The sequence below is a fragment of the Pandoraea commovens genome (genome assembly GCF_902459615.1).
GTDB classification, from domain to species: domain Bacteria; phylum Pseudomonadota; class Gammaproteobacteria; order Burkholderiales; family Burkholderiaceae; genus Pandoraea; species Pandoraea commovens.
Genome location: NZ_CABPSA010000018.1, coordinates 1 through 25,753 on the forward strand (window position 1 = coordinate 1; position 25,753 = coordinate 25,753).

Annotated in this window: 23 protein-coding genes; 15 read left to right on the top strand and 8 right to left on the bottom strand. The window is 65.0% G+C overall.

Annotated elements, in window-relative coordinates:
- Positions 1-305: 305 nt before the first annotated feature.
- The 5 genes from PCO31010_RS26335 to trmB all read left to right on the top strand — a co-directional run bounded on the left by PCO31010_RS26335 (position 306) and on the right by trmB (position 6,901).
- Positions 306-1,121, top strand: a complete 816-nt coding sequence (locus tag PCO31010_RS26335; RefSeq protein ID WP_150666850.1) for a DUF3348 domain-containing protein — start codon at positions 306-308, stop codon at positions 1,119-1,121.
- On the top strand, positions 1,102-4,335 hold the full coding sequence (locus tag PCO31010_RS26340) for a DUF802 domain-containing protein (protein ID WP_150666868.1): 3,234 nt from the start codon (positions 1,102-1,104) through the stop codon (positions 4,333-4,335). The genes PCO31010_RS26335 and PCO31010_RS26340 overlap by 20 nt, the downstream gene beginning before the upstream one ends.
- On the top strand, positions 4,332-5,000 hold the full coding sequence (locus tag PCO31010_RS26345; RefSeq protein WP_150666851.1) for an OmpA family protein: 669 nt from the start codon (positions 4,332-4,334) through the stop codon (positions 4,998-5,000). The genes PCO31010_RS26340 and PCO31010_RS26345 overlap by 4 nt, the downstream gene beginning before the upstream one ends.
- A 10-nt stretch (positions 5,001-5,010) precedes the next feature.
- Positions 5,011-5,889, top strand: coding sequence for a DUF2894 domain-containing protein (locus tag PCO31010_RS26350; protein ID WP_150666852.1), 879 nt, complete (start codon positions 5,011-5,013; stop codon positions 5,887-5,889).
- A 214-nt stretch (positions 5,890-6,103) separates the two neighbouring features.
- Positions 6,104-6,901 carry a tRNA (guanosine(46)-N7)-methyltransferase TrmB gene (gene trmB / locus PCO31010_RS26355; protein WP_150666853.1) on the top strand — a complete coding sequence of 266 codons (798 nt, stop codon included), beginning with the start codon at positions 6,104-6,106 and terminating at the stop codon, positions 6,899-6,901.
- Between the two features lie 91 nt (positions 6,902-6,992).
- Here trmB and PCO31010_RS26360 read toward each other — a convergent pair whose 3' ends face one another.
- From PCO31010_RS26360 to PCO31010_RS26375, 4 genes are all read right to left on the bottom strand, one after another.
- Positions 6,993-7,835, bottom strand: coding sequence for an undecaprenyl-diphosphate phosphatase (locus PCO31010_RS26360; protein ID WP_150666854.1), 843 nt, complete (start codon positions 7,833-7,835; stop codon positions 6,993-6,995).
- An 80-nt stretch (positions 7,836-7,915) separates the two neighbouring features.
- Complete coding sequence (locus PCO31010_RS26365) at positions 7,916-8,536, bottom strand: DUF1439 domain-containing protein (RefSeq protein ID WP_150666855.1); 621 nt, start codon at positions 8,534-8,536, stop codon at positions 7,916-7,918.
- Positions 8,537-8,646: 110 nt separating this feature from the next.
- A complete protein-coding gene (locus PCO31010_RS26370) occupies positions 8,647-8,910 on the bottom strand; it encodes a YkgJ family cysteine cluster protein (protein ID WP_150666856.1) in 264 nt (87 codons plus the stop codon).
- Between the two features lie 47 nt (positions 8,911-8,957).
- The gene (locus PCO31010_RS26375; RefSeq protein ID WP_150666857.1) at positions 8,958-9,740 is read right to left on the bottom strand and encodes an SDR family NAD(P)-dependent oxidoreductase; all 783 of its coding nucleotides are present in this window, start codon (positions 9,738-9,740) and stop codon (positions 8,958-8,960) included.
- 97 nt (positions 9,741-9,837) lie between these two features.
- Between PCO31010_RS26375 and PCO31010_RS26380 the strand changes: the two genes are divergently transcribed.
- From PCO31010_RS26380 to PCO31010_RS26395, 4 genes are all read left to right on the top strand, one after another.
- Positions 9,838-10,542 carry a TetR/AcrR family transcriptional regulator gene (locus PCO31010_RS26380; protein WP_150666858.1) on the top strand — a complete coding sequence of 235 codons (705 nt, stop codon included), beginning with the start codon at positions 9,838-9,840 and terminating at the stop codon, positions 10,540-10,542.
- Between the two features lie 139 nt (positions 10,543-10,681).
- Positions 10,682-11,350 (top strand): protein-L-isoaspartate O-methyltransferase family protein, encoded by a 669-nt coding sequence (locus tag PCO31010_RS26385; RefSeq protein ID WP_150666859.1) that lies wholly within the window; start codon positions 10,682-10,684, stop codon positions 11,348-11,350.
- A 148-nt stretch (positions 11,351-11,498) separates the two neighbouring features.
- Positions 11,499-11,822, top strand: coding sequence for a rhodanese-like domain-containing protein (locus PCO31010_RS26390; RefSeq protein ID WP_150666860.1), 324 nt, complete (start codon positions 11,499-11,501; stop codon positions 11,820-11,822).
- A gap of 129 nt (positions 11,823-11,951) precedes the next feature.
- On the top strand, positions 11,952-13,382 hold the full coding sequence (locus PCO31010_RS26395; protein WP_150576426.1) for a TolC family outer membrane protein: 1,431 nt from the start codon (positions 11,952-11,954) through the stop codon (positions 13,380-13,382).
- A 93-nt stretch (positions 13,383-13,475) separates the two neighbouring features.
- On the opposite strand, the gene waaA is transcribed toward PCO31010_RS26395, so the two are convergent.
- The 4 genes from waaA to PCO31010_RS26415 all read right to left on the bottom strand — a co-directional run bounded on the left by waaA (position 13,476) and on the right by PCO31010_RS26415 (position 18,340).
- On the bottom strand, positions 13,476-14,783 hold the full coding sequence (waaA, locus tag PCO31010_RS26400) for a lipid IV(A) 3-deoxy-D-manno-octulosonic acid transferase (protein ID WP_150666869.1): 1,308 nt from the start codon (positions 14,781-14,783) through the stop codon (positions 13,476-13,478).
- A gap of 3 nt (positions 14,784-14,786) precedes the next feature.
- Positions 14,787-15,710 (bottom strand): Kdo hydroxylase KdoO, encoded by a 924-nt coding sequence (gene kdoO, locus PCO31010_RS26405; RefSeq protein WP_150666861.1) that lies wholly within the window; start codon positions 15,708-15,710, stop codon positions 14,787-14,789.
- 5 nt (positions 15,711-15,715) lie between these two features.
- Complete coding sequence (gene waaC / locus PCO31010_RS26410; protein WP_246184785.1) at positions 15,716-16,699, bottom strand: lipopolysaccharide heptosyltransferase I; 984 nt, start codon at positions 16,697-16,699, stop codon at positions 15,716-15,718.
- A 243-nt stretch (positions 16,700-16,942) separates the two neighbouring features.
- Entirely contained in the window at positions 16,943-18,340 is a 1,398-nt protein-coding gene (locus PCO31010_RS26415) for a phosphomannomutase/phosphoglucomutase (RefSeq protein ID WP_150662115.1), read from the bottom strand.
- A gap of 335 nt (positions 18,341-18,675) precedes the next feature.
- On the opposite strand from PCO31010_RS26415, the gene PCO31010_RS26420 reads away from it, so the two are divergent.
- The 6 genes from PCO31010_RS26420 to PCO31010_RS26445 all read left to right on the top strand — a co-directional run bounded on the left by PCO31010_RS26420 (position 18,676) and on the right by PCO31010_RS26445 (position 25,567).
- A complete protein-coding gene (locus PCO31010_RS26420; RefSeq protein WP_150666862.1) occupies positions 18,676-19,902 on the top strand; it encodes an oligosaccharide flippase family protein in 1,227 nt (408 codons plus the stop codon).
- Between the two features lie 28 nt (positions 19,903-19,930).
- Positions 19,931-21,064, top strand: coding sequence for a glycosyltransferase family 4 protein (locus PCO31010_RS26425; RefSeq protein ID WP_150666863.1), 1,134 nt, complete (start codon positions 19,931-19,933; stop codon positions 21,062-21,064).
- Positions 21,061-22,203, top strand: a complete 1,143-nt coding sequence (locus tag PCO31010_RS26430) for a glycosyltransferase (protein ID WP_150666864.1) — start codon at positions 21,061-21,063, stop codon at positions 22,201-22,203. Before PCO31010_RS26425 ends, PCO31010_RS26430 begins: the two co-directional genes overlap by 4 nt.
- Positions 22,204-22,210: 7 nt before the next feature.
- Positions 22,211-23,365 carry a glycosyltransferase family 4 protein gene (locus PCO31010_RS26435; protein WP_174985227.1) on the top strand — a complete coding sequence of 385 codons (1,155 nt, stop codon included), beginning with the start codon at positions 22,211-22,213 and terminating at the stop codon, positions 23,363-23,365.
- Positions 23,359-24,450 (top strand): MraY family glycosyltransferase, encoded by a 1,092-nt coding sequence (locus PCO31010_RS26440; RefSeq protein ID WP_150666866.1) that lies wholly within the window; start codon positions 23,359-23,361, stop codon positions 24,448-24,450. The genes PCO31010_RS26435 and PCO31010_RS26440 overlap by 7 nt, the downstream gene beginning before the upstream one ends.
- Before the next feature lie 97 nt (positions 24,451-24,547).
- Positions 24,548-25,567 (top strand): symmetrical bis(5'-nucleosyl)-tetraphosphatase, encoded by a 1,020-nt coding sequence (locus tag PCO31010_RS26445; protein WP_150666867.1) that lies wholly within the window; start codon positions 24,548-24,550, stop codon positions 25,565-25,567.
- Positions 25,568-25,753 lie beyond the last annotated feature (186 nt).

Below are 25,753 nucleotides of genomic sequence, written 5' to 3' on the forward strand. Positions count from 1 at the left end.
GGCAGCCCGGCTTGCCCACGTGCCTACGGTCACCAGTGCGTCGCAGATCGGTCCGATTGCAGCCATGTCACACCTCCGGTTTCGTTTCGTTTGTTTCGCGTTTGTCGCGGGTTGAGTGAAAGATAAACCTCGGGTCGGCACCTGAAAACTGAGATAAATCACAGTCGGCGTCCGGCGGGGCTTTCGGAGGGGTTTCAGGGGGCGTTCGGGCGCTTTGCTCGCCCGTCAATCCCCCGACCGGGCGGCCAGTGGGGGTCGCGGGGCGCGCGCAGTGTAAACTGCTGGGTTTTCGACCCCCCAGTGGAATGGTGCAAGTGTCCCGGCGTCCCGTTATCAGCGCCCCAACACTCATACGCTCGCTGGCCCGCCTGAGCTCGTTCGCGCCCCCGGAGGCCGCGCCGTCGCTCTCGGACCGTCTGAGCCAGTGGTTGGGCTGGACCGACGCCATCGCTTTGTCGTCGGCCCTTAAGGCCAACCCAGCCAACCCGTCGGCGGCAACGCCCGGCGCGCGTTCGGCTGCGCAGAACCCGGCAGGCGAACTGGCACGTGTGCGCGTCGACCTCGCCGCCGCCATCGCCCGCGATTGCGGACTGGCGGCCGCGCCAGGTGGGCAGATCCGCGCACTGAGCGCTGCCGAGCGTCAACGGGCGGCTTCGTTCGCGGAGTTTCCGGCGTATCGCCAGCGCTACGCGACGTCGCAACAGACGATGGACACGGCGATCAGCGCCCTGCGGACCCGCCTTCGCGCCCAATTGGCCACGATGTCGCCGGACGCCGCGCGTCTCGCCGGTGTCGACGCCGTTATGGAGCGCGTGATGGGCGCACGTGAGCGCACACTGCTCGCGAGCGTGCCGAACCTGCTCGAAGGGCACTTCGTGCGTCTGCGCGACACCGAGCAGGCCGCGATGGCGGCCCCGCGCGTGCCCGGCGCACCGCCGCTCGCGCCCGCAGGCGCATGGCTAGACACCTTCCACCGGGATATGCAGAGCGTTTTGCTCGCAGAACTGGATATCCGCCTGGAACCGATCGAAGGGCTGATTGCCGCCCTCGCCTCGGTCACTCCCGGCGAAAACGTTAGTGAACCCGGACAACATGACCCGTTTGCCACGCTACCTCGTTGATCTCATTGCCTTTGTCGCAGGTCTTGCCGTCGTCGGCTGGATCGCCATCGGCTATGCCGGTACCAATACCCTCGCGCTCGCCGTCGCTCTGCTAATTGCAGCGGTTTATCTCTTTGGCGCGCTCGAACTCAAACGCTTTCATCAGTCGACGAACGCCCTCGCGAATGCCGTCTCCGGTCTAAACGCGCCGCCCGCGTCCCTGCCCGCGTGGCTTGAGACGTTGCCCGCCGGTCTTCGCACCGCTGTGCGTCTGCGCGTGGAAGGCGAACGCGTCGGCCTGCCCGGCCCGGCGCTCACGCCCTATCTCGTCGGCTTGCTCGTGCTGCTCGGCATGCTCGGCACCTTCCTCGGCATGGCCGCCACGCTGCGTGGCACCGGCATCGCGCTCGAAGGCGCGACCGATCTGCAAGCGATTCGCGCCTCGCTCGCCTCGCCGGTCAAGGGACTCGGCTTCGCGTTCGGGACGTCGGTCGCGGGTGTCGCTACGTCGGCCATGCTCGGCCTGCTCGCCGCACTCGCGCGCAAGGAACGCGCACAGGTCGTGCAGTCGCTCGACGCACGCATCGTTACGACACTGCGCGGCTTCTCACAGCAGCATCAACGCGAAACCACGCTGCAACTGCTTCAGCAACAAGCGACGGTCATGCCCGCCCTCGTCGACCGTCTGCAAGACATGATGGCCGCGATGGAACGCCAGAGTCAGGCGCTCGGCGAGCGCCTCGTCGCCAATCAGGACGCCCTGCACGCCAAGACGGATGCGTCCTACGCGCAACTTACCAGCGCGATGCAGCAGTATCTAAAGGACAGCGTCGCCACCACGGCAAGCGCCGCCGGTGCAGCGATTCGTCCGGAAGTCGAAGCGACGATGGCGAGCCTCGCGCGCGAAACCGCCACATGGCATCAGACCGTGTCGAGCGCGGTGCAAGACCGTATGGACGGCCTGTCCGATCGCTTCGAAGCCACGACGGCGCGCGTCGCCAGCGTCTGGAAAGATTCGCTCGACGCTCAGTTGCGCACCAATGAATCGCTCGCCACCGATCTGCGCTCGGCACTCGGCGATTTCACGCAGACGTTCGAGACGCGCTCGTCGCGACTGGTCGACGATGTAGCCGCACGCCTTGAAACCGTCACGGCACAGGTCAGCAGCGCACAGACCGGCGTCGCGCAAACTTGGGAAACGTCGCTCGCAGCGCAACAGCGCAGCAACGATGCGCTCTCCGAGAATCTCGGCACGGCGCTCACGCACTTTGCACAGACCTTCGAGACGCGCTCGGCCAAACTGGTCGACGATGTCGCCGCTCGCCTGGAAGCCACGACGGGCCGCATCGACGCTGCCCACGCGAACGTCGCCCAGACATGGGAGACGTCGCTCGCCACGCAGCAACGCACCAGCGACGCGCTCTCCGAAAATCTCGGCACGGCGCTCACGCACTTTGCACAGACCTTCGAGACGCGCTCGGCCAAACTGGTCGACGATGTCTCCGCACGCCTCGACTCGACAACGGGGCAGGTCAACGCCGCACACGCGGGCATCGCGCAGACGTGGCAAACGTCGCTCGCCACGCAGCAGCAAACCAACGACACGCTCGCCAGAGAACTTGGTGCCACGCTCGCGCAATTCACCGAGTCGTTCGAGACGCGCTCCGCGAGCCTGCTCGGCGACGTCATCACGCGCCTCGACAGTGCAACGGGCAGTATCGCCACGGCGCAGACGACCGTCGCTCAAGCGTGGGAACAGGCGCTCGGCCAGCAACAGCAATCGCACGATACGCTCACGCAGTCGCTCGGCGCAGCACTGGAACGCTTCGCGCAAACGTTCGAAGCGCGCTCAAGCACCTTGCTGGCGGATGTCGCAGCCAAGCTCGACGCCGCAAGCGGTAACGTCAGCGGTGCACACGAGCGCGTGGCATCGGCATGGGAGCAATCGATCGGGCTGCAAAAGCAGGCCAACGATGCACTGAACACCGAACTCGCCGCCGCCCTCACCCGCTTCACGGAAACCTTCGAGCAACGCGCAGCCCATCTGATCGACGGCGTAAGCCAGCGCACGGAAGGCGCAATGCACAGCGTGTCCGAGACGGCTGCAGTCGTCTCGGGCGAATGGAAGCAGGCCCTCGTCGCGCAACAATCGGCGAACGACACGCTCGCTACCGACCTCGCCGCCGCCCTCGCGCGCTTCGCCGAAACGTTCGAATCGCGGGCGTCGCAATTGCTGCAAAACGTCTCGACGCAACTGGACTCGACGTCTTCCAACGTCGCTCAGACATGGCGCGACGCCATCGCCGAACACACGCGCACGAGCGAACGTCTGGCCGACGGCAATCAGCAACTCGTCGCGGCGACGACCAGCGCATTCACCGAACACAGTGCGTCGCTGCTGCAAGCGCTCAGCGCCGCCAACACCGCACATCACGACGCCACCGCCGAGCGCGAAACGCAGCGCCTGTCCGTCTGGACGGAAACGCTCGAAGGCACGTTGTCCACGCTGCGCTCGGAATGGCAGCAGGTCGGCGCACAAACGGCCAGCCAGCAACAGGCGATCTGCGACACGCTCGCGCGCACCGCGCTGGAGATGTCCGAACAGACGCGCGCCAACGCCAGCGACACCATCGCGGAAATCTCGCGTCTGGTGCAGACCGCTTCGGAAGCCCCGAAGGCGGCCGCCGAAATCATCGGCGAACTGCGTCAGAAGCTCTCGGACAGCATGGTCCGCGACAACGCCATGCTCGAAGAGCGCTCGCGACTGCTCGACACGCTGGGCACGCTGCTCGACACCGTCAAGCACGCGGGCAACGAACAACGTGCCGCCGTCGACGAACTCGTCACGACCTCCGCGCAACTGCTCGAACGCGCGAGTACGAACCTCGGCGACGCCATCGCCGCACAGACGGAGAAGCTCACGGAAGCGTCCGCACAGGTCACTGGCAGCGTGGTGGAAATCGCCAGCCTCGGCGACGCCTTCGGTGCCGCCGTCCAGTCGTTCGGCGAATCGAATACACAACTGCTGGAGCATCTGCAACGTATCGAAGCCGCGCTCGACAAGTCGATGGCGCGCAGCGACGAACAACTCGGGTACTACGTCGCACAGGCACGCGAAGTGGTCGAGCTGAGCGTGATGTCGCAAAAGCAGATCCTCGAGAACCTTCAGGATCTCGCACAGGTGCGCTCGCAAGCTGCGCAAGCAGGTATGCAACCGGGTAGCGTGGCAGCATGAGAGACGAATTCGACGCGGATATCGCGGACGCGGGCGACGTAGGCGCCGCCGCGCCGACGTGGGCCGTCTTCGGCGATCTGATGTCGGTGATGCTCGGCGCGTTCGTGCTCATCATGCTCGGTGTGATCGGCGTGCAGATCGAACTCTCGGCGAAGCTGGAACGCGAAGTGAAGGAGCGTCAGGTCGAGACGCAGCGCCGCGAAACGCTTGAGAAAGCGCTCGCCGGACCGCTCGCAGGTGGCCGCGTAACGCTCGTGAACGGTCGCATCGGTATCAGCGGCAACGTGCTCTTCGCCCTGAACTCGGACCAGTTGCAGCCGCAGGGCCGCGAAGTGCTGCGCAGTCTGGCCGCGCCGCTGGCCGCCTATCTGCGCGCAAGCGACGAAATTCTCATGGTCAGCGGCTTCACCGACGACCAGCAAGTGCGCGAGACGAACCGCCGCTTTGCCGATAACTGGGAGTTGTCGGCACAACGGGCGCTGACCGTCACGCGCGAGCTGATCGCCGCCGGAGTGCCGCCGTCCTCCGTGTTCTCAGCCGCCTTCGGTGCCGAACAACCGGTGACGTCCAACGCCGACGAAACCGGGCGCGCAAAGAACCGCCGCGTGGAAATCGCGCCGATGCCCCGCAGCAGTGCCGGTAACGCTGGCAAGCCGAAAGCGTGACGGTGCGGCGATGAGCACGCAAACGCCCTCTCCAACGAACGACGTCATCGCAGACGATACGCTTGTCGTGTCGTCTGCCGATCCGGTCGATCCGGTCGATCCGGTCGATCCGATCACCGCACAACTCACCGCATGGCGCGACGCCGGTGCCGACAAGCGCGACCCGGCGCGCTTTCATCGCATCGAAGCGCTTTGCACGCGCATGCTCACCTATCAGGGAGACGTGCGGCGCGTGCTTGAAACGCGTCTGAAGGTGCTGATGGACGACTTCGCGAAGTCGCTTGCCGATGCAGAGACGTCTGCCGACGATCCCGCAGCATCGCGCGTGGCATCGCCGCTCGTCACGCTGACAGCAGACATCACGCGACGGATCGGCACTGGTGAACGGCCGACGCCGTCTGCATCGCCCGCGACATCGAGACCGACCCGTGGCGCTCAGCCGACGGCCCCATCGCCCGCAGCGAAGGCCCCCGACGCGCCCACGCAACCGGTCACGACATCGACCACACCCACGAAACGCACCGTCGCCCAAGCCGCACCGATTCCCGTCGCCATCACGCCGACGGTCATCGCAACGGACGACGCCTTCGAAGACCTCGACGTCCTCGAATACTTCCGCGAAACATGGTCGAAGCTGAGCACCGACGGCAATCTGCGCCAGTCGCTCGCGCAGGTGCCGGAAAACGCGGGACCGCTCAATTCCAGCCATCTCGTGCATCGGGCGCTCTCGCTCATGCACGACGTGTCGCCGGACTATCTGCGTCACTTCCTTCGCCACGCCGACGCCCTCTCCTGGCTCGAAGACATGGAAACGACGGGCGTCTTCGGCAACAAGAGCGCAGCCCGCGTGGCAGCCAGCGCCAAACCGTCGCGCGCCAAGGCTCGCTGACGGCGGCGCACGCTCGCGACGTCAGGCAGCATCACGCCGGGACGCGAAGCGGGCGCCAACTTGCCAGTGAAGGGCGTTCCGGTGGATAATCGAGCCCGTTCCCGCTGCCAAGGCGCGGGAAAATCCTTTGAAAAATCATCGTGTTGGGCGCTGCACGCACTGCCCGCCGAAGTCTCCCTCGACAAGCCGTCGTTCCAGACGGCTTTTTGTTTCCATGACGAACCACGGACAACCGCCGGCCGACGACGCGCTCCCGGCCCACGACGACGCTGAACTCGACGCGTCGCAAACGACCTCTTCGGAAGACGACGACACGTACGTCGGCCCGGACGGCGTCGCGCACCCGCGCCGCATTCGCAGTTTCGTGCGCCGCGCGGGACGTAGCTCGGAAGCGCAGAAGCGCTCCTTCGAAGAACTCGGCCCGAAGTTCATGCTGCCGTATGCGCCTGAAGCGCTCGACTGGCCGAAGGCCTTCGATCGCGCCGACGCACCGCGCATTCTGGAAATCGGCTTCGGCATGGGCGACGGTACCGCGCACATCGCGAAGGTGCGTCCGGCAGACGATTTCCTCGGCGTGGAAGTGCACGAGCCGGGCGTGGGCGCACTGCTCAAGCTCATCGGCACGACGCCGCTCTTGAACGTGCGCATCATCCAGCACGACGCCGTGGAAGTCGTCCAGCACATGCTCCCGGAAGGCTCGCTCGACGGCGTGCACGTGTTCTTCCCCGATCCGTGGCACAAGAAGCGTCACCACAAGCGCCGTCTGCTGCAACCGCCGTTCGTCGCTTTGCTGGCCTCGCGTCTGAAGCCGGGCGGCTATCTGCACTGCGCGACGGACTGGCAGGAATATGCCGAGCAGATGCTTGAAGTGCTCGGCGGCGAAGCGTCGCTTGAGAACACAGCGGCCGATTACGCGCCGCGCCCGGATTACCGTCCCGTGACGAAGTTCGAGAACCGCGGCCTGCGCCTCGGTCACGGCGTGTGGGATCTCGTCTTCCGCAAGCGCAGCTGAGCGGCATCGACGTCATCGCGTCGGTACTGACGGACAGCAAAAAGGGCACCTTTCGGTGCCCTTTTTTCATATGGCGTTCAGCGACAAGCGATCAGTCAGCCCAAACCACGAGCCCGCTGTAAGCCGACACCAACACCACGATACCGAACACGATGCGGTACCAGGCGAACGCCGTGAAATCGTGCGACGCGATGTAGCGCAACAGCCAGCGCACGCAGATGAACGCGCTGATGAAGGCAAACACGAAGCCGATGCCGAACAGACCGAAGTCCGCGACTTCCAGCATGGAGCGCGACTTGTAGAGTTCGTAAATCGTCGCGCCGAACAGAATCGGGATCGCGAGGAAGAACGAAAACTCGGTCGCCACACGACGCTCCAGCCCGAGCATCATGCCGCCGATGATCGTCGCCCCCGAGCGCGAGGTGCCCGGCACCAGCGCGAGACATTGCGCGAAACCGACTTTCAGGGCGTCCAGCGTCGACAGCTCGTCGATGGAATTCACGCGCGGCAGTTTGCCCGCCTCCACATTGCGACGATTGTGACGCTCGACCAGCAGAATGATCACGCCGCCGACGATGAACGCGGTGGCAACAACCAGCGGGTTGAACAGCACTGCCTTGATGTGCTTGCCGAACAGCAGCCCGAGCACGATAGCGGGCACACACGCGACAATCACATTCACCGCAAAGCGACGCGCCTTCGCATCGTTGCCCAGCCCGAACACGACCTGCGCAATCTTCGCGCGAAACTCCCAGCACACCGCCAGAATCGCACCGAACTGAATCACGATCTCGAAGATCTTGCCCTTCTCGTCGTTGAAGTCGAGCAGGCTACCGACCAGAATCAAGTGCCCGGTCGACGAGATCGGCAGAAATTCGGTCAGACCTTCAACTACACCGAGAATGACGGCTTTGAGCGCCAGCAACAAGTCCATGCAATGAGTTCCTGAGGAGTCGTGGATTAAGAAGTTTTTGTAGGTTCAGGCGAATGCGTTCGCGCGAAATCGGTGCAACGTCAGCGCGTGTCGAATTTGACGTTCACGCCGTGCGAGAGCACGGTGATCGCCCCCGGCTGACGCATCGCGCCGCCGATGTTGAGTTGCTCCGGCTTGAACGTATAGATCGGCGCGCCTTGCAACAACTGCGTCGCGATCAGCGCCCCCGCCGCGTTCAACTGACGCGACCAGCGATCGGGCAGACCATCGATAGTGAACGTCTCCACTTCGGGGTCGCGCAGCACGACCGACAGCGTGGCCGGATCGTACGCGAGTGCACTGTCGATGGCGAGTGTGCCGGTCAGCGGCGCGCCGCCCAGCGGATGCGTCACGGTGGCGTCGACGGATACGGCGAGACGGTTGCGCTCAGGCAGCAGCGTCAGACGCGGATGCGTGAGATTGACGTCGAGCACAGCCAGCACACGACGGTCGAACGGAAACTTGCGCTCGAGCGCACGCTGCAACTGGCTTTCGGAGAAGGTGTAGTCATTGCCGAACGGCAAGCCTGCGCATGCGGCGAGGCCCGCAGCCAGCGCAGCCGCACCGGTCATCGTCAGCCAACGACGGCGCGAGACAGTGAACGACGCGCTCGCATCGCACTGCTGAGGAATGGGACGATCTGGATGAGTGCTACCCGGCATTTCGCGTTCCGCTTCAGGGCGCATTAGGCCCGACACGCGCGACTATAGCACTCGGATAAGACAGGAATTGGTTTGCCCGACGCTGCCCGACGGCGATCCTCAGGCAATGCTCAGGCGGCCATCGGGGCAGTCATCGCCTCCAGCGCCGACAACCACGCGATGGCCTGCGTGCGGTCGCCGCCGCACATCTCCTCTGAGGGCTGCAACGATCCGCACACGGCCGGACGCTGCGGGCTACCGAAGATACGGCAACGGTCGGCATCGTCCAGCTGCACGCAACGCGTGTTCGCCGGTTTGCCGTCAGGCATCCCGGGAATCGGCGTCGAAATGGAAGGTGCAATGCAACAGGCAGCGCAATGAGGTCGGCAATTCATGGGGGCGGATTTTACCCGACCCGCCCTCTCTGCATGGATCACCGCATTTACCAGGGCAGCGTGCCCGAAAGATCGAAGAAGCCACCGGTCACCGGGCCGCGTTCGCCCAGCGCGAGCATGACCACGCTGCGCGTGCCTTCGGCCAGCCCCTGACGCCCGCGCTTGCCGCTCGCGTCGACCGTGAGATCACCCGGTGCGCCCGGGTCGACCGAGTTCACCGTGATCGACGTCTCGCGCAACGTGTGCGAGAGCTGCACCGTCAACATGTTCAGCGCAGCCTTCGACGCGTTGAACCCGATCTGCCGGAACGCCGCATGCTCCCACGCCGGATCGTTGTTCTGAGCGAGTGAGCCGAGGCCGCTCGACACATTGACGATGCGCGCTCCGTCCGAGCGCGACAGCCACGGCAGCATCGCCTGTGTGACGCGCAAGGTGCCGAAGAAGTTGGTCTGGAAGACCCGCTCGACCGCCTCGATGGACGCCTTCTCCGGCGTGTCGTCGCGCGGATCGGTCACGCCCGCATTGTTGACCAGCACGTCGAGCCGTCCGTGATAGCGCCCGATCCGGTAGGCGGCGGCATGCAGCGTCTCCGAGCGAAGCAGGTCGATCACCAGCGTCTCTGCCTGAAAGCCCGCCTTGCGCAACGGGGCGACGATTTCGTCCCCCTTGGCTTCATCGCGCGCGCCGACCAGCACCGTCATGCCCGCTTCGGCCAGCTCACGCGCCACTTCCAATCCGATTCCCCGGGTCGCGCCAGTCACCAGCGCCACTCTTCCCAGATGGCGTTCGGCGTCCTCGCGTACCGTATTTTCGATAGCGTCCCGTTTCATCACTGCTCCCGTCGAATTCCCGTTGTTCTGCGCCCGGCCGCACGCAAATTTGTTAGCATCGAGTTTATGAAGAATCCTTCAGATTTTCTATTCGCATATGAAACCGGCCGGTCAACCACCCGCAACGCCCCGTAAATCGCCGCAGCAGGCGCGTTCGCGGGTCACCATCGACGCCATTTTCGAAGCCGCGCTTCAGGTTTTGCTGCTCGATGGCGGGCGTCAACTGACCACCACCCGGGTGGCCGAGCGCGCCGGGGTATCCGTCGGCACCCTCTATCAGTACTTCCAGAACAAGCAGGTGCTGCTCTACGCGGTGCTGGAGCGTCACATCGACCGTATCGTCGATTCGGTTGAGCAGACGTGTCAGGCGTCGCATGGCAAGCCGCTGGAAACGATGGCGCAGGAACTGGCGAAGGCGTACGTCGGCGCGAAGATGCGCGATATCGAAGAGGCGCAGGCGCTGTACCGGCTCTCGGAGGATCTGGACGGGCGGGAGGTGTTTGCGGGGGCGTCGGCGCGTATGCACGCGGCGGTCGTCGGCATGCTGAAGACCGCCCACAACGCGCGCTTCGAGGATCCTGAGACGGTGGCCTTCGTCTTCCTTAACTCCATGACAGGGCCGATCAAGGCGATTCTGGAGAACCGTGCGCCCGTGGGCGCCTGCTCGGAAACGCTCTCCCGCCAGATCGCCGACCAGATGGCCACGATGTGCGGGGCTTATTTGCAGTGCGTGGCGCAGTCCTGCACGGAGGTTCGGGTGGAATCGCCCGCGCTCTCGATCCCGCCGGACAAGGCCGCCTGAGCCTCGGGGCCATTCGGGCCGGTCACATTTGCCCGGCTTTCGTGCCGATTTGCGGCAAAAGTTCACACGTCATCATGGCTGCCGTCCGGAACTGGTAAAATGCCGGGTTGTGTTTGCCTACTACCCACGAGTAATCGAAATGAATTACGAACAGGCCCGCTTTAACATGATCGAGCAGCAAATTCGTCCCTGGGACGTGCTCGATCAGGACGTGCTCAAGCTGTTGGAAGTCGTCAAGCGCGAAGATTTCGTGCCGGCGGCACTGCGCGACATCGCGTTCACCGACGTCGAACTGCCGCTCTCGGGCGCTGCTATCCCGAACAAGAGCCAGCACATGATGTTCCCGCGCGTCGAAGCGCGCATTCTGCAAGCGCTCGCGCCGAAGAAGAACGAGAACGTGCTCGAAATCGGCACGGGTTCGGGCTACATGGCCGCCCTGCTGGCTTACAACGCGCATCACGTGACGACCGTCGAATTCGACGCGAACCTCGCGCAGTCGGCCCAGCAGACGCTGCGCGCCAACGGCGTGACCAACGTCGAAGTCGTGAACGCCGACGGTGCCCAGGGCTGGAGCGCCGCGGCACCCTACGACGTGATCTGCATCTCGGGTGCGCTGGCTGAACTGCCGCAAGCGTTCCAGAACCAACTGAAGGTCGGCGGCCGTCTGGCAGCTTTCGTGGGCGGCAGCCCGGTCATGGAAGCCGTGCTCATCACGCGCGTGTCCGAGACCGAATTCCGTCGCGAAAACCTGTTCGAGACGCAGGTGACCTATCTGGTCGCCCCGCAACCGTCGAGCTTCAAGTTCTAAAGCCCGGCTGCCGGGGACCGCGCCCTTCGATAGCGAACGGCGCGCCCCTGAAGCCGCGAGCGGACCGGTCTCCCGCTTTTATCGTTTGGGGACGATGAAGCGGCTAGACGAAGGCCGGACGCCATCGATTCGACACACGTAGAACATCATGCAAAACATTACACCGGCGCAATTGGCCCAGTGGCTCGCGGACGGGGACCGCAGCCAACCCACGCTCCTCGACGTGCGTGAGGACTGGGAAGTGCAGACCTGCCACATCGCCCAGAGCAAGAACGTGCCGCTCGGCGACGTGCCGTCGCGTCAGGGCGAGCTCGACGCCGATGCGCCCATCGTGTGCATTTGCCACCACGGCATGCGCAGCGCCCGCGCCGCCATGTTCCTGGAACAACAAGGTTTTACCCAGATGTTCAATCTGGACGGCGGAATCGATGCCTGGGCACGCCAGGTCGATCCGTCGATGCCGACTTACTGAGCCAGGGCCATGCGCCCCCCGAGGTTTGCCGCGCGGCTGCGCGCGGACAGGCGTGCGTCCGCCCGCCACACCCGTAACACCCGTAGCATCCTCAATGCCCGCTCTGCGAGCGTCGTCGCCACCGCGACGATGCTCGCTGCCCTCATTGGGCACTCGGCTCCCGCGAGCGCGACCGACCTGCTCCAGCTCTACAGCGAAGCCCAGGGCCGCGACGCGCTTATCGCCAGCGCACGCTCGTCGTACCTCGCGAACATCGAAGCGCTGCCGCAAGCGCGTGCCGCGCTTTTGCCGCAGGTCACAGCGCGCTACGGGGCCGTCAACACGCACTACGGCTCCGGCAACATCTCGAACACTTTCGGCAGCAGCGGCTACAGCCTCGCACTGACGCAGCCCATCTTCCATTGGGATAGCTGGCAGTCGTACCAGCAGGGCAAGCTGACGGTCGCGAGCGCCGAAGCCGCATTCGCGCAGGCGCAGCAGGATCTGATCCTGCGCGTGGCGACAGCCTACTTCGATGTGCTCGCCGCGCAGGACGATCTCGCCCTCGCAGGCACGCACAAGCAGGCCATCGCGGAACAGCTCGCGTCGGCCAAACGCAACTTCGAAGTCGGCAACGCCACCATCGTCGACTCGAACGAAGCGCAGGCCAGTTTCGATCAGGCCACCGCTCAGGAAATCGCCGCGCAGAACACGCTCGACGTGCGCCGTGCCGCGTTCGCGCGCATCGTCGGCCATCCGGTCGGCTCGCTCGCTACGCTGCGCGCCGGATCGACATTACCGTCTCCCGAGCCGAACAACGTCGCCGACTGGGTCACGCAGGCCGAGCAAGCCAACTACGGCGTGCAATTGCAATCGCTCACGCTGGAGATCGCGCGACGCGAAACGTCGAAGGCGAAGTCGGGCTATATGCCGTCCGTCGATCTGGTGGCGGCTGGTGCGCATTCGAACGTCGGCAACGCCAACAGCTTGCTGTCGTCCGCCATGTCCAGTCCGTCGAGTCAGGGCACAGGGCCGAGTTCGGCCGGGCAGATTGGCATTCAGATCAGCATCCCGATCTTCTCGGGTGGCTCGGTGCAGAGCAAGATGCGTCAGACGCTGGCGCTCGAAGACAAGGCGCAAAGCGATCTGGACGATGCCCGACGTCTGGCCGTGCTGAGCGCGCGCACGTCGTACCTCGGTGTGTCGAGCGGGCTGGCGCAGGTCAAGGCGCTCGAAGCGGCCGAGCAATCGGCGCAGTCGTCGGTCGCGTCGAACAAGCTCGGCTATCAGGTCGGCATTCGCATCAACGCCGACGTGCTCAACGCCGAAGACAAGCTCTTCACCACGCGACGCGATCTCGCCAAGGCGCGCTACAGCACGCTGCTCTCCAGCCTCCAGCTGAAGGCCAGCGCCGCCACGCTCGTCGATACGGACTTGCAGTTGCTCAACGCGTTGCTGACCGAGAATCCGGACGCCTCCGCCGCCATGGCCGGTGCCCGTGAAGCGGCCCCGGCAAACGCGGGCACGGGTCTTCCGGCGCGTGGCGTGCGTCCGGGCACGACTGCTCCGCTGCGTCGCTGACTTCGTCCGCATCAAAACAAAAAGCCTCGCATGACCGTTCTGGCATGCGAGGCTTTTTGCTTTCCGACGTCAGCGCTGCGACGTCTTATCGAATCACTCCTGCGGTGCGACGAATCCGGTATCGAGCCAGCGTCCCAACGCGGTGACGGTGCGCGCGGTTGCGCCCTGATGCTGCTTCGCGAACAGCAACGCTGCCGTGCGCATCGCCAGCCGCTTGTCGTCGTTGATCAGCAGGTCGGCCAGCGTCGACGCCAGCTCACCGGCATCGCTCACACGCCGCGCCGCGCCTGCTGCCAGTGCGTTTTCGCTGGCCTGCGTGAAGTTGAACATGTGCGGTCCGAACACTACGGGCGTACCCGCCGCACACGCCTCGATCAGATTCTGACCGCCCAGCGGCAGCAGACTGCCACCGATAAACGCGACGTCGACTGCCGAGAAGTAAGCGGCCATCTCGCCCATCGAATCGCCGAGTACGACGTCGACGTCGGCGGGCAGCGGCGTGTCGTCGTCCGGCCATGCACTGCGGCGCACGTAGTTGAGGCGGACCTTTTCGAGCATCGCCGCCACTTCGTCGAAACGCTGCGGATGACGCGGCACGAGCACCAGCAGCGAGCGACGTCCTTCGTCAGAGGCCGACGCGAGCATCGCACGCGCCTGAAGCACCTGCGCTTCTTCACCGTCGCGCGTACTCGCCGCCAGCCACACCTTACGGTCGCCGAAGCGCTCACGCCAGCGTGCGCCCAGCGCCAGCAGCGCAGGCGGTGGCGTCATGTCGAACTTGAGGTTGCCCATCACGTCGACGTCGCTGGCCCCAAGCATGCGCAGACGCTCTGCATCGGCATCGCTTTGCGCCAGCACACGACTGAATCCGCCGTAGACCGGTTTGGCCGCATCTCCGAAGCGCGCCGCTCGACGGAACGAGCGCGCCGACATGCGCGCATTGGTCAGCACCAGCGGCACGCCGTCTTCGCGGCACGTGAAGATCAGGTTCGGCCAGACTTCCGTCTCCATCACCATGCCGACGCTCGGCCGCCAGTGCTTCAGGAAGCGCCGGATCGGACCGACCATGTCGTACGGCAGATAGCACCGCACCACGCGATCGCCGAACAGGCTTTCGCCCGTGGCGCGCCCCGTCGGCGTCATGTGTGTGAGCAAGACGCCGTGCGACGGATAGCGCTCCAGCAACGCATCGATGAGCGGCTGCGCGGCGCGCGTCTCCCCGACGGAGACCGCATGCACCCAGATCAGCGGACGGCCGGTGTACGGCGGCGTGCTGTAGAAGCCGAAACGCTCGCCGATGTGACGGCGATAGCCCGGCTCGAAACGGCCGCGCCACCACAGGCGAACCACCGCCAGCGGTGCGACGATCCACCAGAGCGCGCGATAGACGAGACGCAGCAACATTCAGATCAGCGCGCGATGCGTAAGACGTTGCAATACCGCCAGCGGCGAGCACTCGGGGTGCACCATCGCGTCGGCGGGCAGGAAGAAGGTCTGTTCCATCATGAACTGGCCGGACATCACGGCGTGCGACGTCTGATCGGAGAAGCAGATCCAGACGCTGCCCGGCGGGAACGGCATGGTCTGCTGGTCCGCGTCGTGCTGATACCCCATGTCGGCCTTCATGCCATCGTGCAGATGCAACATGATGTGGTCGTAGCCGCTGCGCGGGCGCTTGGTGATGCCCACGGCGTTTTGCAGCCAGGCTGAGCCCGGCCACTGCGTCGGCACCTTCGGCAGGAAGCGCTTCGCCACGTCCTCGAACGGCTCGCCCACGCGCCACACACGCGGCTGACCGGCCGGGTTGATGTTGGTGAACACGCGCAGAATGCGCTCGCCATAGTTCGGGCGCGACGGGAAAGCGTCGACGTGCAGACGGCTGTCGTCCTTGCGCCATGAGGTCTGACGCGTCTCCACCTGATGCAGTCGCAGGCTCGTCGGTGCGGCGCGCAGCTTGCCGCGATACTCCGGCATCAGGCCGTCGATCAGGCTGCACGCCTGCGTGTAGTAGCGCTTGACCAGTGCGTGAACGGCACGCTGCGTAGCGTCGTCGGCGGCCACGCCCACGAGCACGCCGGTCTTCGGGTCGAGGCTGATGTTCTTGCGCTTCGGATCGGCGATCTTCGGATCGAGCAACGCTTGCTCGGCGGCGTCGATGGCGAAGGCCAGATGCGGGAAGTACAGCACCTTGCCGGCTTCGACGTCGGCGACCAGCGTCTCGCGCGCGACCGGCAACTGACCGCCCTGCCAGTCGCCCGAGGCGACGGTGACGATCTGGCCGCTCGCGCTCGATTCGCTGGCGTCGTGAGCTTGAGTGTTTTGATTCATGCGATTCAGTCCTCCTCAGACGCGGCAGTGCCGCCCGGCACAGCCGCAGGCGACGACGTCAACGACGAAGGCAGCGCAGGTGCCAGCGCACGCACGGCGTCGCGCACCTGCGCGAGCGTCGGCTTGTGTTCGGCGTCGCCGAGATTGACGATGCGCGGCGACCAGAACCCGCCGGTGCGCCACGCGGTGCTGAAATTGTATAGCTCGATGGTCGGACGGTTCAGCGCTGCGGCGATATGTACCAGCCCGGTGTCCACGCCCACGGTAATCGCCCCGCGATCGATCAGGCCGACGACCTGCGACAGATTCATTTTCGGCGGCACCCAGGCATCCTCGCCCAGCGCAGCGGCCAGACGCCGCGACACCTCACGCTCGGCAGCGCTGCCCCACGGCAGGACGATGAGGAATCCCTGCGATGCGAGATCGCGGCCCAGCGCGACCCAATCGTCTTCCGGCCAGGTCTTGTCGTCTCGCGAGGTCGCATGCACAAACACCGCATACGGACGGTCCGGGCACTGACTGTGATCGGCCCGCTCGGTGGCGATGCCGAAGTCGATCTCGCCCGGCACCTTGAAGCCCATCGCCTCGGCCACCAGCAGACGCGAACGCGTCACCACGTGCGTGTGCGGCTCGATGCGCACCATGTGCTGATACAGATAGCGCACCGGCCATTCGTAGCTGGCGCCTTCCGTGCGGTTGCCCAGCCCCCAGACCGCGCCGCGTGCGGTGCGCGAGATCCAGCCGGTCTTGACCAGACCCTGCGTGTCGATGACGTAGTCGTAAGGGGTTTCGCGCAAGGCACGGCGAAACGCACCGATCTCCTGCCAGGTGCGTGCCGCGAGCGGCTTCTTGCGCCAGCGGCGCAACGCAAACGGAATGACCCGGCGCACACCGCGCACGAGTTTGACGAGGTCGACGAATCCCTCTTCCACGACCCAGTCGATCTGGGCGTCGGGATACCGGTGCAGAATGTCCTGCACCACGGGCATGTTATGGACGACGTCGCCGAGCGACGAGACTTTGACGATCAGAACCTGCAACCGAACGCCCCGGCGGTTCGGCCGGGCCTCGTGAGCAAAACCGCGATTTTACCCCGTCCCGGCCCGCCAATCATGATTGACGCCCGCGTCCATCCACGAACTACGCGACGACCGCCTTACAAGGCCATTCCGAGCCATCGTCCAACGACGGCCCGGTGACGCTCAGTTGACCATTCAGGCGGCCATCCAACCTTAGAACGGCAGCTTGGCGTCGGGCTTGACGGCCAGAATCGCGCGGCGGAAGTCGTCCTGAATACGCTGGATGGCGGCGTCGCTGTCGGCTTCGAAACGCAGCACCACGACCGGCGTGGTGTTCGACGAACGCGCCAGACCGAAACCGTCCGGGTACTCGACGCGCACACCGTCGATCTTGACGATGTCCTGCGCGCCGTCGAACTTGGCGGTCTCGCGCAGCTTGTCGATCAGTGCGAAGTTCTCGCCCTCGGCCAGCGGAATTTGCAGCTCCGGCGTCGAGATCGAGTTCGGCAGCGCGTTGAGCACAGCGCTCGGATCGGCCGACTTCGAGAGGATTTCGAGCAGACGCGCACCGGTGTAAAGACCATCGTCGAAACCGTACCAGCGGTCCTTGAAGAACACGTGGCCGCTCATCTCGCCGGCGAGCGGTGCGCCCGTTTCCTTCAGCTTGGCCTTGACCAGCGAGTGGCCCGTCTTCCACATCAGCGGCTCGCCGCCGTGCTTGCGCACCCAGCTCGCGAGATTGCGCGTGCACTTCACGTCGTAAATGATCTTCTCGCCCGGATTGCGGCTCAGCACTTCGGCGGCGAAGAGCATCAGTTGACGGTCAGGATAGATGATCTGGCCGTCCTTGGTCACCACGCCGAGACGGTCGCCGTCGCCGTCGAACGCCAGACCGATTTCGGCATCGGTCGTTTGCAGCGTGTGGATCAGGTCCTGAAGGTTTTCGGGATGCGCCGGGTCCGGGTGATGGTTCGGGAACGTGCCGTCGACGTCGCAGAACAGTTCGATGACATCGCAGCCGAGCGCCTGGAACAGCGCCGGGGCGTACGCGCCCGCCACACCGTTGCCGCAGTCCACGGCGATCTTCATCGGACGCGCGAGATGCACATCGTTGACGATGCGCGCACGATACGACTCGCCGATCTCGTCGGCAGTGTAAGTGCCCTGACCCGTTTCGAAGTCCTGCGCCTCGATCAGCTTGGCGAGGCCCTGAATCGCGTCGCCGTAGATCGCGCGTCCGCGCAGCACCATCTTGAAACCGTTGTAGTCGGGCGGGTTGTGGCTGCCCGTGACCATGATGCCGGAGTCGACAACGCGGCCGTGCAGCGTCACGTTCGTAGCGAAGTACACCATCGGGGTGACGACAACGCCGATATCGACCACATCGACGCCAGCGGCGCGCAGGCCGTCGGACAGTGCGCCGACCAGTTCGGGGCCGGACAGGCGGCCGTCACGGCCGACGACGACCGCATTGCCACCTTCGCGACGCAGCGCCGTGCCGAAAGCGCGTCCGATCAGGTGCGCGACGTTGGCATCCAGCGTCTTGCCGACGATGCCGCGAATGTCGTAAGCCTTGAAAATCGCAGGCGAAACTTGCGTGGTTTGCGTCATGGGAAAGAGTCTCTCGGAAACGAGGGGGAGAAAGCTGAGCAGTTGGCGAAAATCGCCGTCAGGAGCCAAAAAAGAGCTATCGGGGCCGCCAGCATCACAAACGCAAATCCCGGCGGGAAGCCCGGCCGGGAGCGGCTGCATTACGCTAAAATTATACGGGACTTCGCCGCACTGCGGCATTTCCCCAAACCCTTGTCAGCCAGCACCTACTTTCGCCCTACCGACCGTAGCCGCGCCAGCCGACAAGCGCCGACAGTCCCAGTTTCGGTTCACCGCACCGGCCTCACAAGGCCGGTTTTGCTTATCTCGAGAACGAGTGAGACGCGCGAGCGCCCATGCCCTACCGAACCTATCGGACCATCTTTCGCAACATCCTCTGGATGCTCACCGAGCGCGGCGCACAGATCGCCGGCGGCATTGCCGTCTCCGGCCTGCTCGCCCGCAGTCTCGGCGCGGCCCAGTTCGGCCTGTTTCAGTACGCACAATCGCTTGTCTTTCTCGCCGCGTCGCTGACGCTGCTATGCGGCAGCGAGGTCGTGGTGCCCCGGCTGGTCGGCAAGCCGGAAGACGAACAGCGCACAGTTATTGCACATGCCTTCGTGCTGCGGCTGGCGGCGGCGGCCGTCGCCTATACGATCCTCACGATCTACGTCGTCGGCTTTGCGGAGTCCGATCTGGTCGTCGTGACGCTCTGGCTCGGTGTTGCGCTGTGGTTCCGTGAGCCGTCGGGCATCGTGATCGCCTGGCTGCAAGCCCGCACGTTCAACCGGCCCAGTGTGACGGCCAACCTCTGCGCGTTGTTCGTGAAGCTCGCGCTGGTCGCAGTGCTGTTCGTCACCCATGCGAACGTGGCGGCTTTCGCTGTCGTCTACGCCGTCGAGGCGGTTGTGGCAGCCGCGCTGCTCGTGCGCTACTACCTGCGGAATTCGCCGAAGACGGCGATCGTCTGGAGCCGTCGTCTGCTGATCGACTTGCTGGCAAGCGGTTCGACCTTCTGGGGCGGGCTGATGCTGATGATGCTGTTCAAGCGCATCGACCAGCTCGTGCTCAAGCCGATCATTCCACTCTCGGAACTGGGAGCTTACGCGGCCGCCATGCAGGTTACGGAGAACTTTGTGCTCGTCGCACCGATCATCGCGAACTCGCTCGCACCCCAATTGATTTTTCAGACGATGGACAACCTGACGGCGCGACGTAACACAGTCCGCGCCGTCTGGCTCATGGTCGCCGCCGGTGCGAGTCTGGCCATTCCGATCGCCGTGCTCGCGCCGTGGATCGTGCATCTGATTTACGGTGCGGGATTCGCGGAATCGGCGCAGATCCTGCGCGTCTCGGCGCTCATGGGGATTCTCGTGTTTGCAGACGCCGCTCTGAACCTCACGCTCGTGCGTCGCGGCGCTGGCCGCTGGGTGATCGCGAAATGGCTGTGCGCGGCCGTCGTGGCATTCGTCGTCGTGCGGGGTCTGGCACCGCAGCTCGGCGCGCTGGCCGGGGCACTGGGTTATGGCGCGGGTTACGCTGCGGCGCTGGTGCTCGGCGTGTGGCTGCTTCGGCGGGATTGAGACGATGACGACTTCCGGCTCAACTGTCATGAATCCATTGCCCACCGCGCGCACGATCTGCCTGTTCACGGGCACGCTCGCCGCCTTCGCCGGTGCCGAGCGCGCGACCGCCACGCTGGCCAACGCGCTCGCCGCACGCGGGCATCGCGTCCACGTGCTGTCGCTGTGGGGTCACACGCCCGTCTTTCCGCTCGCACCCGGTGTCGCGCATCACGCGCTGTTCGCTGCACGCCTGGCGTTCAAACGCCACTACCTGTCCATCGTGCGGCAGGTGCGGCGATATGTTCGCGAGCATGGCATCGAGGTGATGATCGACGTCGATCCGATGCTCGCGCTCTTCACTGTGCCCGCGACGCTGGGCCTGCCGCTGCGGCGCATCGCCTGGGAGCACAGCACGTATGCGAGCGATCTCGGCCGTCGCGCACGCCGATGGGCGCGTGCGCTGGCCGCGCGTCGCTACGACGCGGTCGTCGTGCTCACGGATGCAGACCGCAGCGCCTGGCAGACGCATCATCCCGACGCGCGCGCGCAATTCGTCACGGTGGCCAATCCGCTCGGCATCCCGATGCCCGGCACGCCGCCCGTGCACGGCGACGAGCGGTGCATTCTTGCCGTCGGCCGTCTCATCCCCGATAAGGGTTTCGATCGCCTGATCGATGCGTGGACAAGCATCGCCGCCGACGCATCGGGTTGGCAGGTGCATATCGTCGGCGACGGCGAGTTGCGTGACGATCTGCTCGCTCACGCGCACAAGACCGGCGTTGGCGACACCGTCCGGTTGCTGCCCGCCGTGTCCGACATTGCGCAGCACTATGCGCGCGCGTCGATCTACTGCCTGCCGTCGCGACGTGAGAGTTTCGGGCTGGTGCTGCTCGAAGCCAAGGCGTATGCGTTGCCGGTCGTCGCCTTCGCGGCCGACGCCGGACCGCGCGCCCTGCTGCATGACGGCGTCGACAGCCTCGTCGTGGACGACGGCGATATTCCGGCATTGGCCGATGCACTGCGTCGACTGATCGGCGATGCCGCGCTGCGCCGTCAGTTCGGGTTGGCCGGTTACGCGCACGCGCAGGACTTCCGTGCGGACGCCATCGCCGAGCGCTGGGAAGCGCTCTGGGCGGACGATTTGCCCAACGGCGTCCCCGCCACGGAGGCCACGCGATGAAGATCGTTTTGTTCGTCACGGGGCTGCAACTCGGCGGCGCGGAAACGCAAGTGGCCGATCTCGCGCGGGGGTTTCTCGCGCGTGGCCACGACGTCACGCTCGTCTCGCTGACCGGCCCGTGCGCCATCGCGCTGCCGATGTCGCCGCAGTTCACGCTCGTCGAACTGAAGGCAGGCAAATCGCCGGGGTCGCTGATCGGGGCATTGGTCCGGTTTGCGGCGTATCTGAGGACTTGGCAGCCGGATGTCGTGCACGCCCATATGGTCCACGCCAACCTCGTGGCGCGTGTCGCGCGCTGGTTTGCGCCCGTGCCGGTGCTGGTGACGAGCGCCCACAGCCGCAACGAAGGCGGCCGCGCGCGCATGCTCGCGTATCGATTGACCGATCGATGGACGGATCTGACGACCAACGTGAGCGACGACGCTGTCGCCGCATTCGTCGCACAACGGGCCGCGCCCGCCGCGCGCATCGTCAGCATGCCCAATGGCATCGACACCGGGCGCTACCATCCGGACGCACAGGCACGCGCCGCGTGGCGCAACGCGTCCGACGTATTACCGAATGCTGGCGCCCCCATCGTTTTCGCGGCCGGGCGGATGGTCGAAGCGAAGGACTATCCGACGCTGATCGACGCCTTCGCGTACGTCGCGAACGCCATGCCGGAAGCGCGACTGTTCATCGCGGGCGAAGGCCCGTTGCGCGCTTCTGTACAGGCGCACGTGGACGCCCGCGGCCTCGCACACGCCGTGACGTTGCTCGGCCGTCGCAACGACATCGCGCAATGGATGCAGGCTGCCGACGTGTATGTCATGTCGTCCGCGTGGGAGGGGTTGCCGCTCGTGGTCGGTGAAGCAATGGCGAGCGGTCTGCCCGTCGTGTCGACGGACTGCGGCGGGGTTCGCGAACTGTTGGGCGACGCGCAACACGGTGGCGCACACAACACGCTGGTGCCCGTCGGCGATGCGCAAGCCCTCGGCGACGCCCTGCTTCGCCAACTGCGTGCCAGCGCCGAAGCACGTCAGGCCCTCGGCGCGGCTAACCGCGAACGCATCGTCACGCATTTCTCGCTCGACGCCATCGTGACGCGATGGCTCGACACTTATTCGCACCTGCGCGCCACGCGGCGCGCGGGCTACTGATTTCGTCATGGCAACGTCAATGGCATCTCCGGTCCTGCTCTGCTCCAACACCTTCTGGTCGATCTACAACTTCCGGCGTGGCCCCATTGCCGCGTTGCTCGCCGCGGGCCACCCGGTGCACGTCGCCGCGCCCGACGACGAATTTGCCGCGCGGCTCGCCGAAATGGGTTGCGTCGTCCACTGTGTGCCGATGGCGGCCAAAGGCCAGAACCCGGTGCAGGACCTCGGGTTGATGTGGCGGCTCTATCGGCTGTACCGGAAGGTGCGGCCCGCCGTCGTCTTTCACTACACCATCAAGCCAAACATCTACGGTTCCATCGCCGCACATTTCGCCCGCATCCCTGCGGTGTCGATGACGACCGGTCTCGGCTATGTCTTCATTCGCGAATCGTTGACGACGCGACTCGCGCGTCAGCTCTACCGCGTGGCGTTCCGTCACACGCTCGAGAACTGGTTTCTCAACGTCGAAGACCATCGTGCCTTCGTGGACGGCGGACTCGTGGCGCTCGCCAAGACGCGTCTGCTGCCGGGTGAGGGCGTCGACCTCGCGCACTTCGCCAAGGCCCCGTGGCCAGCATCTGACACTTCGCCCGATCAGGCCCCTTCGCCGATGCGGTTCCTGCTCATCGCGCGACTGCTGCGCGACAAAGGCGTGCTGGAGTACGTGGAAGCCGCGAGAACGTTGCGTGCGCAAATGCCACACGTCACATTCCAGATACTGGGTGCGGCAGACGTCGAGAACCCCACGGCCATCTCACGCAGCGAAGTCGAGGCCTGGCAACGCGAAGGCATCGTCGAGTACCTCGGCACGACCAGCGACGTGCGACCGCTCATTGCCAACGCCCATTGTGTGGTGCTGCCGTCGTACCGCGAAGGCCTCTCGCGCACGTTGCTCGAAGCCAGTGCGATGGGCAGGCCGCTCATCGCAAGCGACGTGCCGGGCTGCCGCGATGTGATCGACAACGGCGTCACCGGGCATCTCGTGCCTGCGCGCGACGCCGCCGCGTTGACCGCCTGTCTGCGCGCGGTGGCCGGGACATCCTCGGCCGCGCTTGCGCAAATGGGCGACGCCGGGCGTGCTAAAGTAGCGCGCGAATTCGACGAACATGTCGTCATTGCAGAGTATTTTCGGATTCTCGGATCCCTTCCCGCATCATGCTGAGTCTTGCCATCGCCCTCGTCGTGTCGTTTGTCGCGACGCTGCTGATCGTCCGCTACGCGCACGTTCACGCCCGCTTCTCTGGTGATAGCGATGTCGCCGGCGTGCAGAAGTTTCACGTGCGCCCGGTGCCGCGCATCGGTGGTGTCGGCATCCTCGCCGGTCTGATCGTCGCGGCCACGGCACTCGGCTTTTCGTACCCCAAGGTGTCGCGCGACATTCTGCTGCTCGTCGCCTGTGGCCTGCCTGCGTTCCTGTCCGGCTTCATCGAAGATCTGACCAAGAAGGTCTCGCCGACGGTGCGTCTCGTTTGCACGATGTTCGCCGCTCTGCTCGCGTGGCTCGTGCTCGACATTCACATCACCCGCCTCGACATCGGCGTGGTCGACCGCACCCTGATCGTGGCCGCCGTGTCGGTGCCACTCACGGTGCTGTGCGTGGCGGGCATGGCCAATGCCGTGAACATCATCGACGGCTTCAACGGACTCGCCGCCATGGTCGCGATGATCATGTTCGCGTCGCTCGGCTATGTCGGGTTCCAGGTGCAGGACCCCATCGTGCTCACCACGTCGATGATCATGGTGGGCGCCATCCTCGGTTTCTTCATCTTCAACTTCCCCGGTGGACTGATTTTTCTGGGAGATGGCGGCGCCTATTTCCTTGGCTTCATGCTGGCCGAGATCGCCGTGCTGCTGGTCATGCGCAACCCGCAGGTCTCGCCGTGGTATCCCGCGCTGATGGTGATCTACCCGGCTTTCGAGGTGTGCTTCTCGATCTATCGCAAGCGCTTCGTTCGCGGCATGTCGCCCGGCATCCCCGACGGCGTCCATCTGCATATGCTGGTCTATAAACGCATGATGCGCTGGGCGGCCGGGGCACGCACTGCGAGTGCGCTCACGCAGCGCAATTCCTTGACCTCTCCTTACCTTTGGCTGCTATGCTTGCTGGCAGTGATCCCGGCGACGGTCTTCTGGCGGCATAGCGTGGTGCTCGCACTGTGCTGCGTCGCCTTCATGGTGACGTATGTGTGGCTGTACCTGAGCATCGTCCGCTTCAAAGTGCCGCGCTGGCTGATCTACAAGAAATGAATGACCACGGGGGGCGACGCACCGGATAAGGTGCTCGGCCGCGGCACACGGAAGCCCCCTGATCGGGATAACAAGACAAGACAGCGCCACCATTGCGATGCGTGACATCTATGCCATCGGCGACCTCCAGGGTTGCCAAACGTCGTTTGAACAACTGCTCGAGCGCCTCCCCCAGGACGCAGATCTCTGGCTTGCCGGCGATCTGATCAATCGCGGCCCGCGCTCGCTCGATACGCTGCGTCAGGTCATTGCATTGGGTGACCGTGTCACCGCCGTGCTCGGCAATCACGATCTGCATTTGCTGGCCGTGGCGGCTGGCGTGCGTCAGGCGCATGGCAGCGACACCCTCGACGACATTCTCAACGCGCCCGAGCGCGACGCACTCATCGACTGGGTACGCCGTCAGCCGCTGGCACACCTCGCCCACGGGCATCTGATGGTGCACGCCGGTGTGCTGCCGCAGTGGGACGCCGAGCAGGTCGTCTCGCTCGCGCGCGATGTCGAGACGCAACTGCGCGGCGACGACTGGAAGACATTCCTCTCGCGCATGTTCGGCAATCAGCCCGACCAGTGGCAGCCGGACCTGAGCGACGAAGACCGCCGGCGTCTCACGATCAACGCGCTCACGCGCATGCGCTTTTGCTCCGCTGACGGACGGATCGACTTCAAGATCAAGGAAGGTGCCGATGCCTCGACCGAAACGCTCAAGCCGTGGTTCGACGCCCCGGGCCGTCGCACAGCAGGCGTCACGATGGTCTTCGGGCATTGGTCGGCGCTCGGGCTGGTGATGCGCGACAACATCCTCGGTCTGGACACAGGCTGCGTCTGGGGCGGCAAGCTCACTGCGGTGAAACTCGCCGACTCGCCCGCCGGGCGCGAGCTGATTCAGATCGACTGCCCGCAGATTCGCGACCCGCTTGCCTTCGCCGACAAGAAGCGCAGCAAGATGAAAACGGCCGACAAGGCCGAGGACGCACTGAAGGCCGCGAAAGCCGAGAAGCTGGATAAGTTCGGTAAGGTCGAAAAGGCCGCGCGCAAGCTGGAGAAGGCGGCAAAGGCAGAGAAGGCGGACAAGCCTGACAAGGCAGACAAAGGAACGAAGCGCAAAGGCGAGTGATCGACACCGCGAACGTCTGACACGTCCCCGTCCCCCTCAAACGAAAACGGCGCCTCGTGAACTGACCCCCAAGAGTTGGACATAAATCCAACCCTTGGGGGGTTTTTGCTGACGTGTCCCCGGTAACTGGACAGTTTAAAACTGGAGAGGGATTGCCTCTTTGGGTTTTACTGACCATTTTTGGAC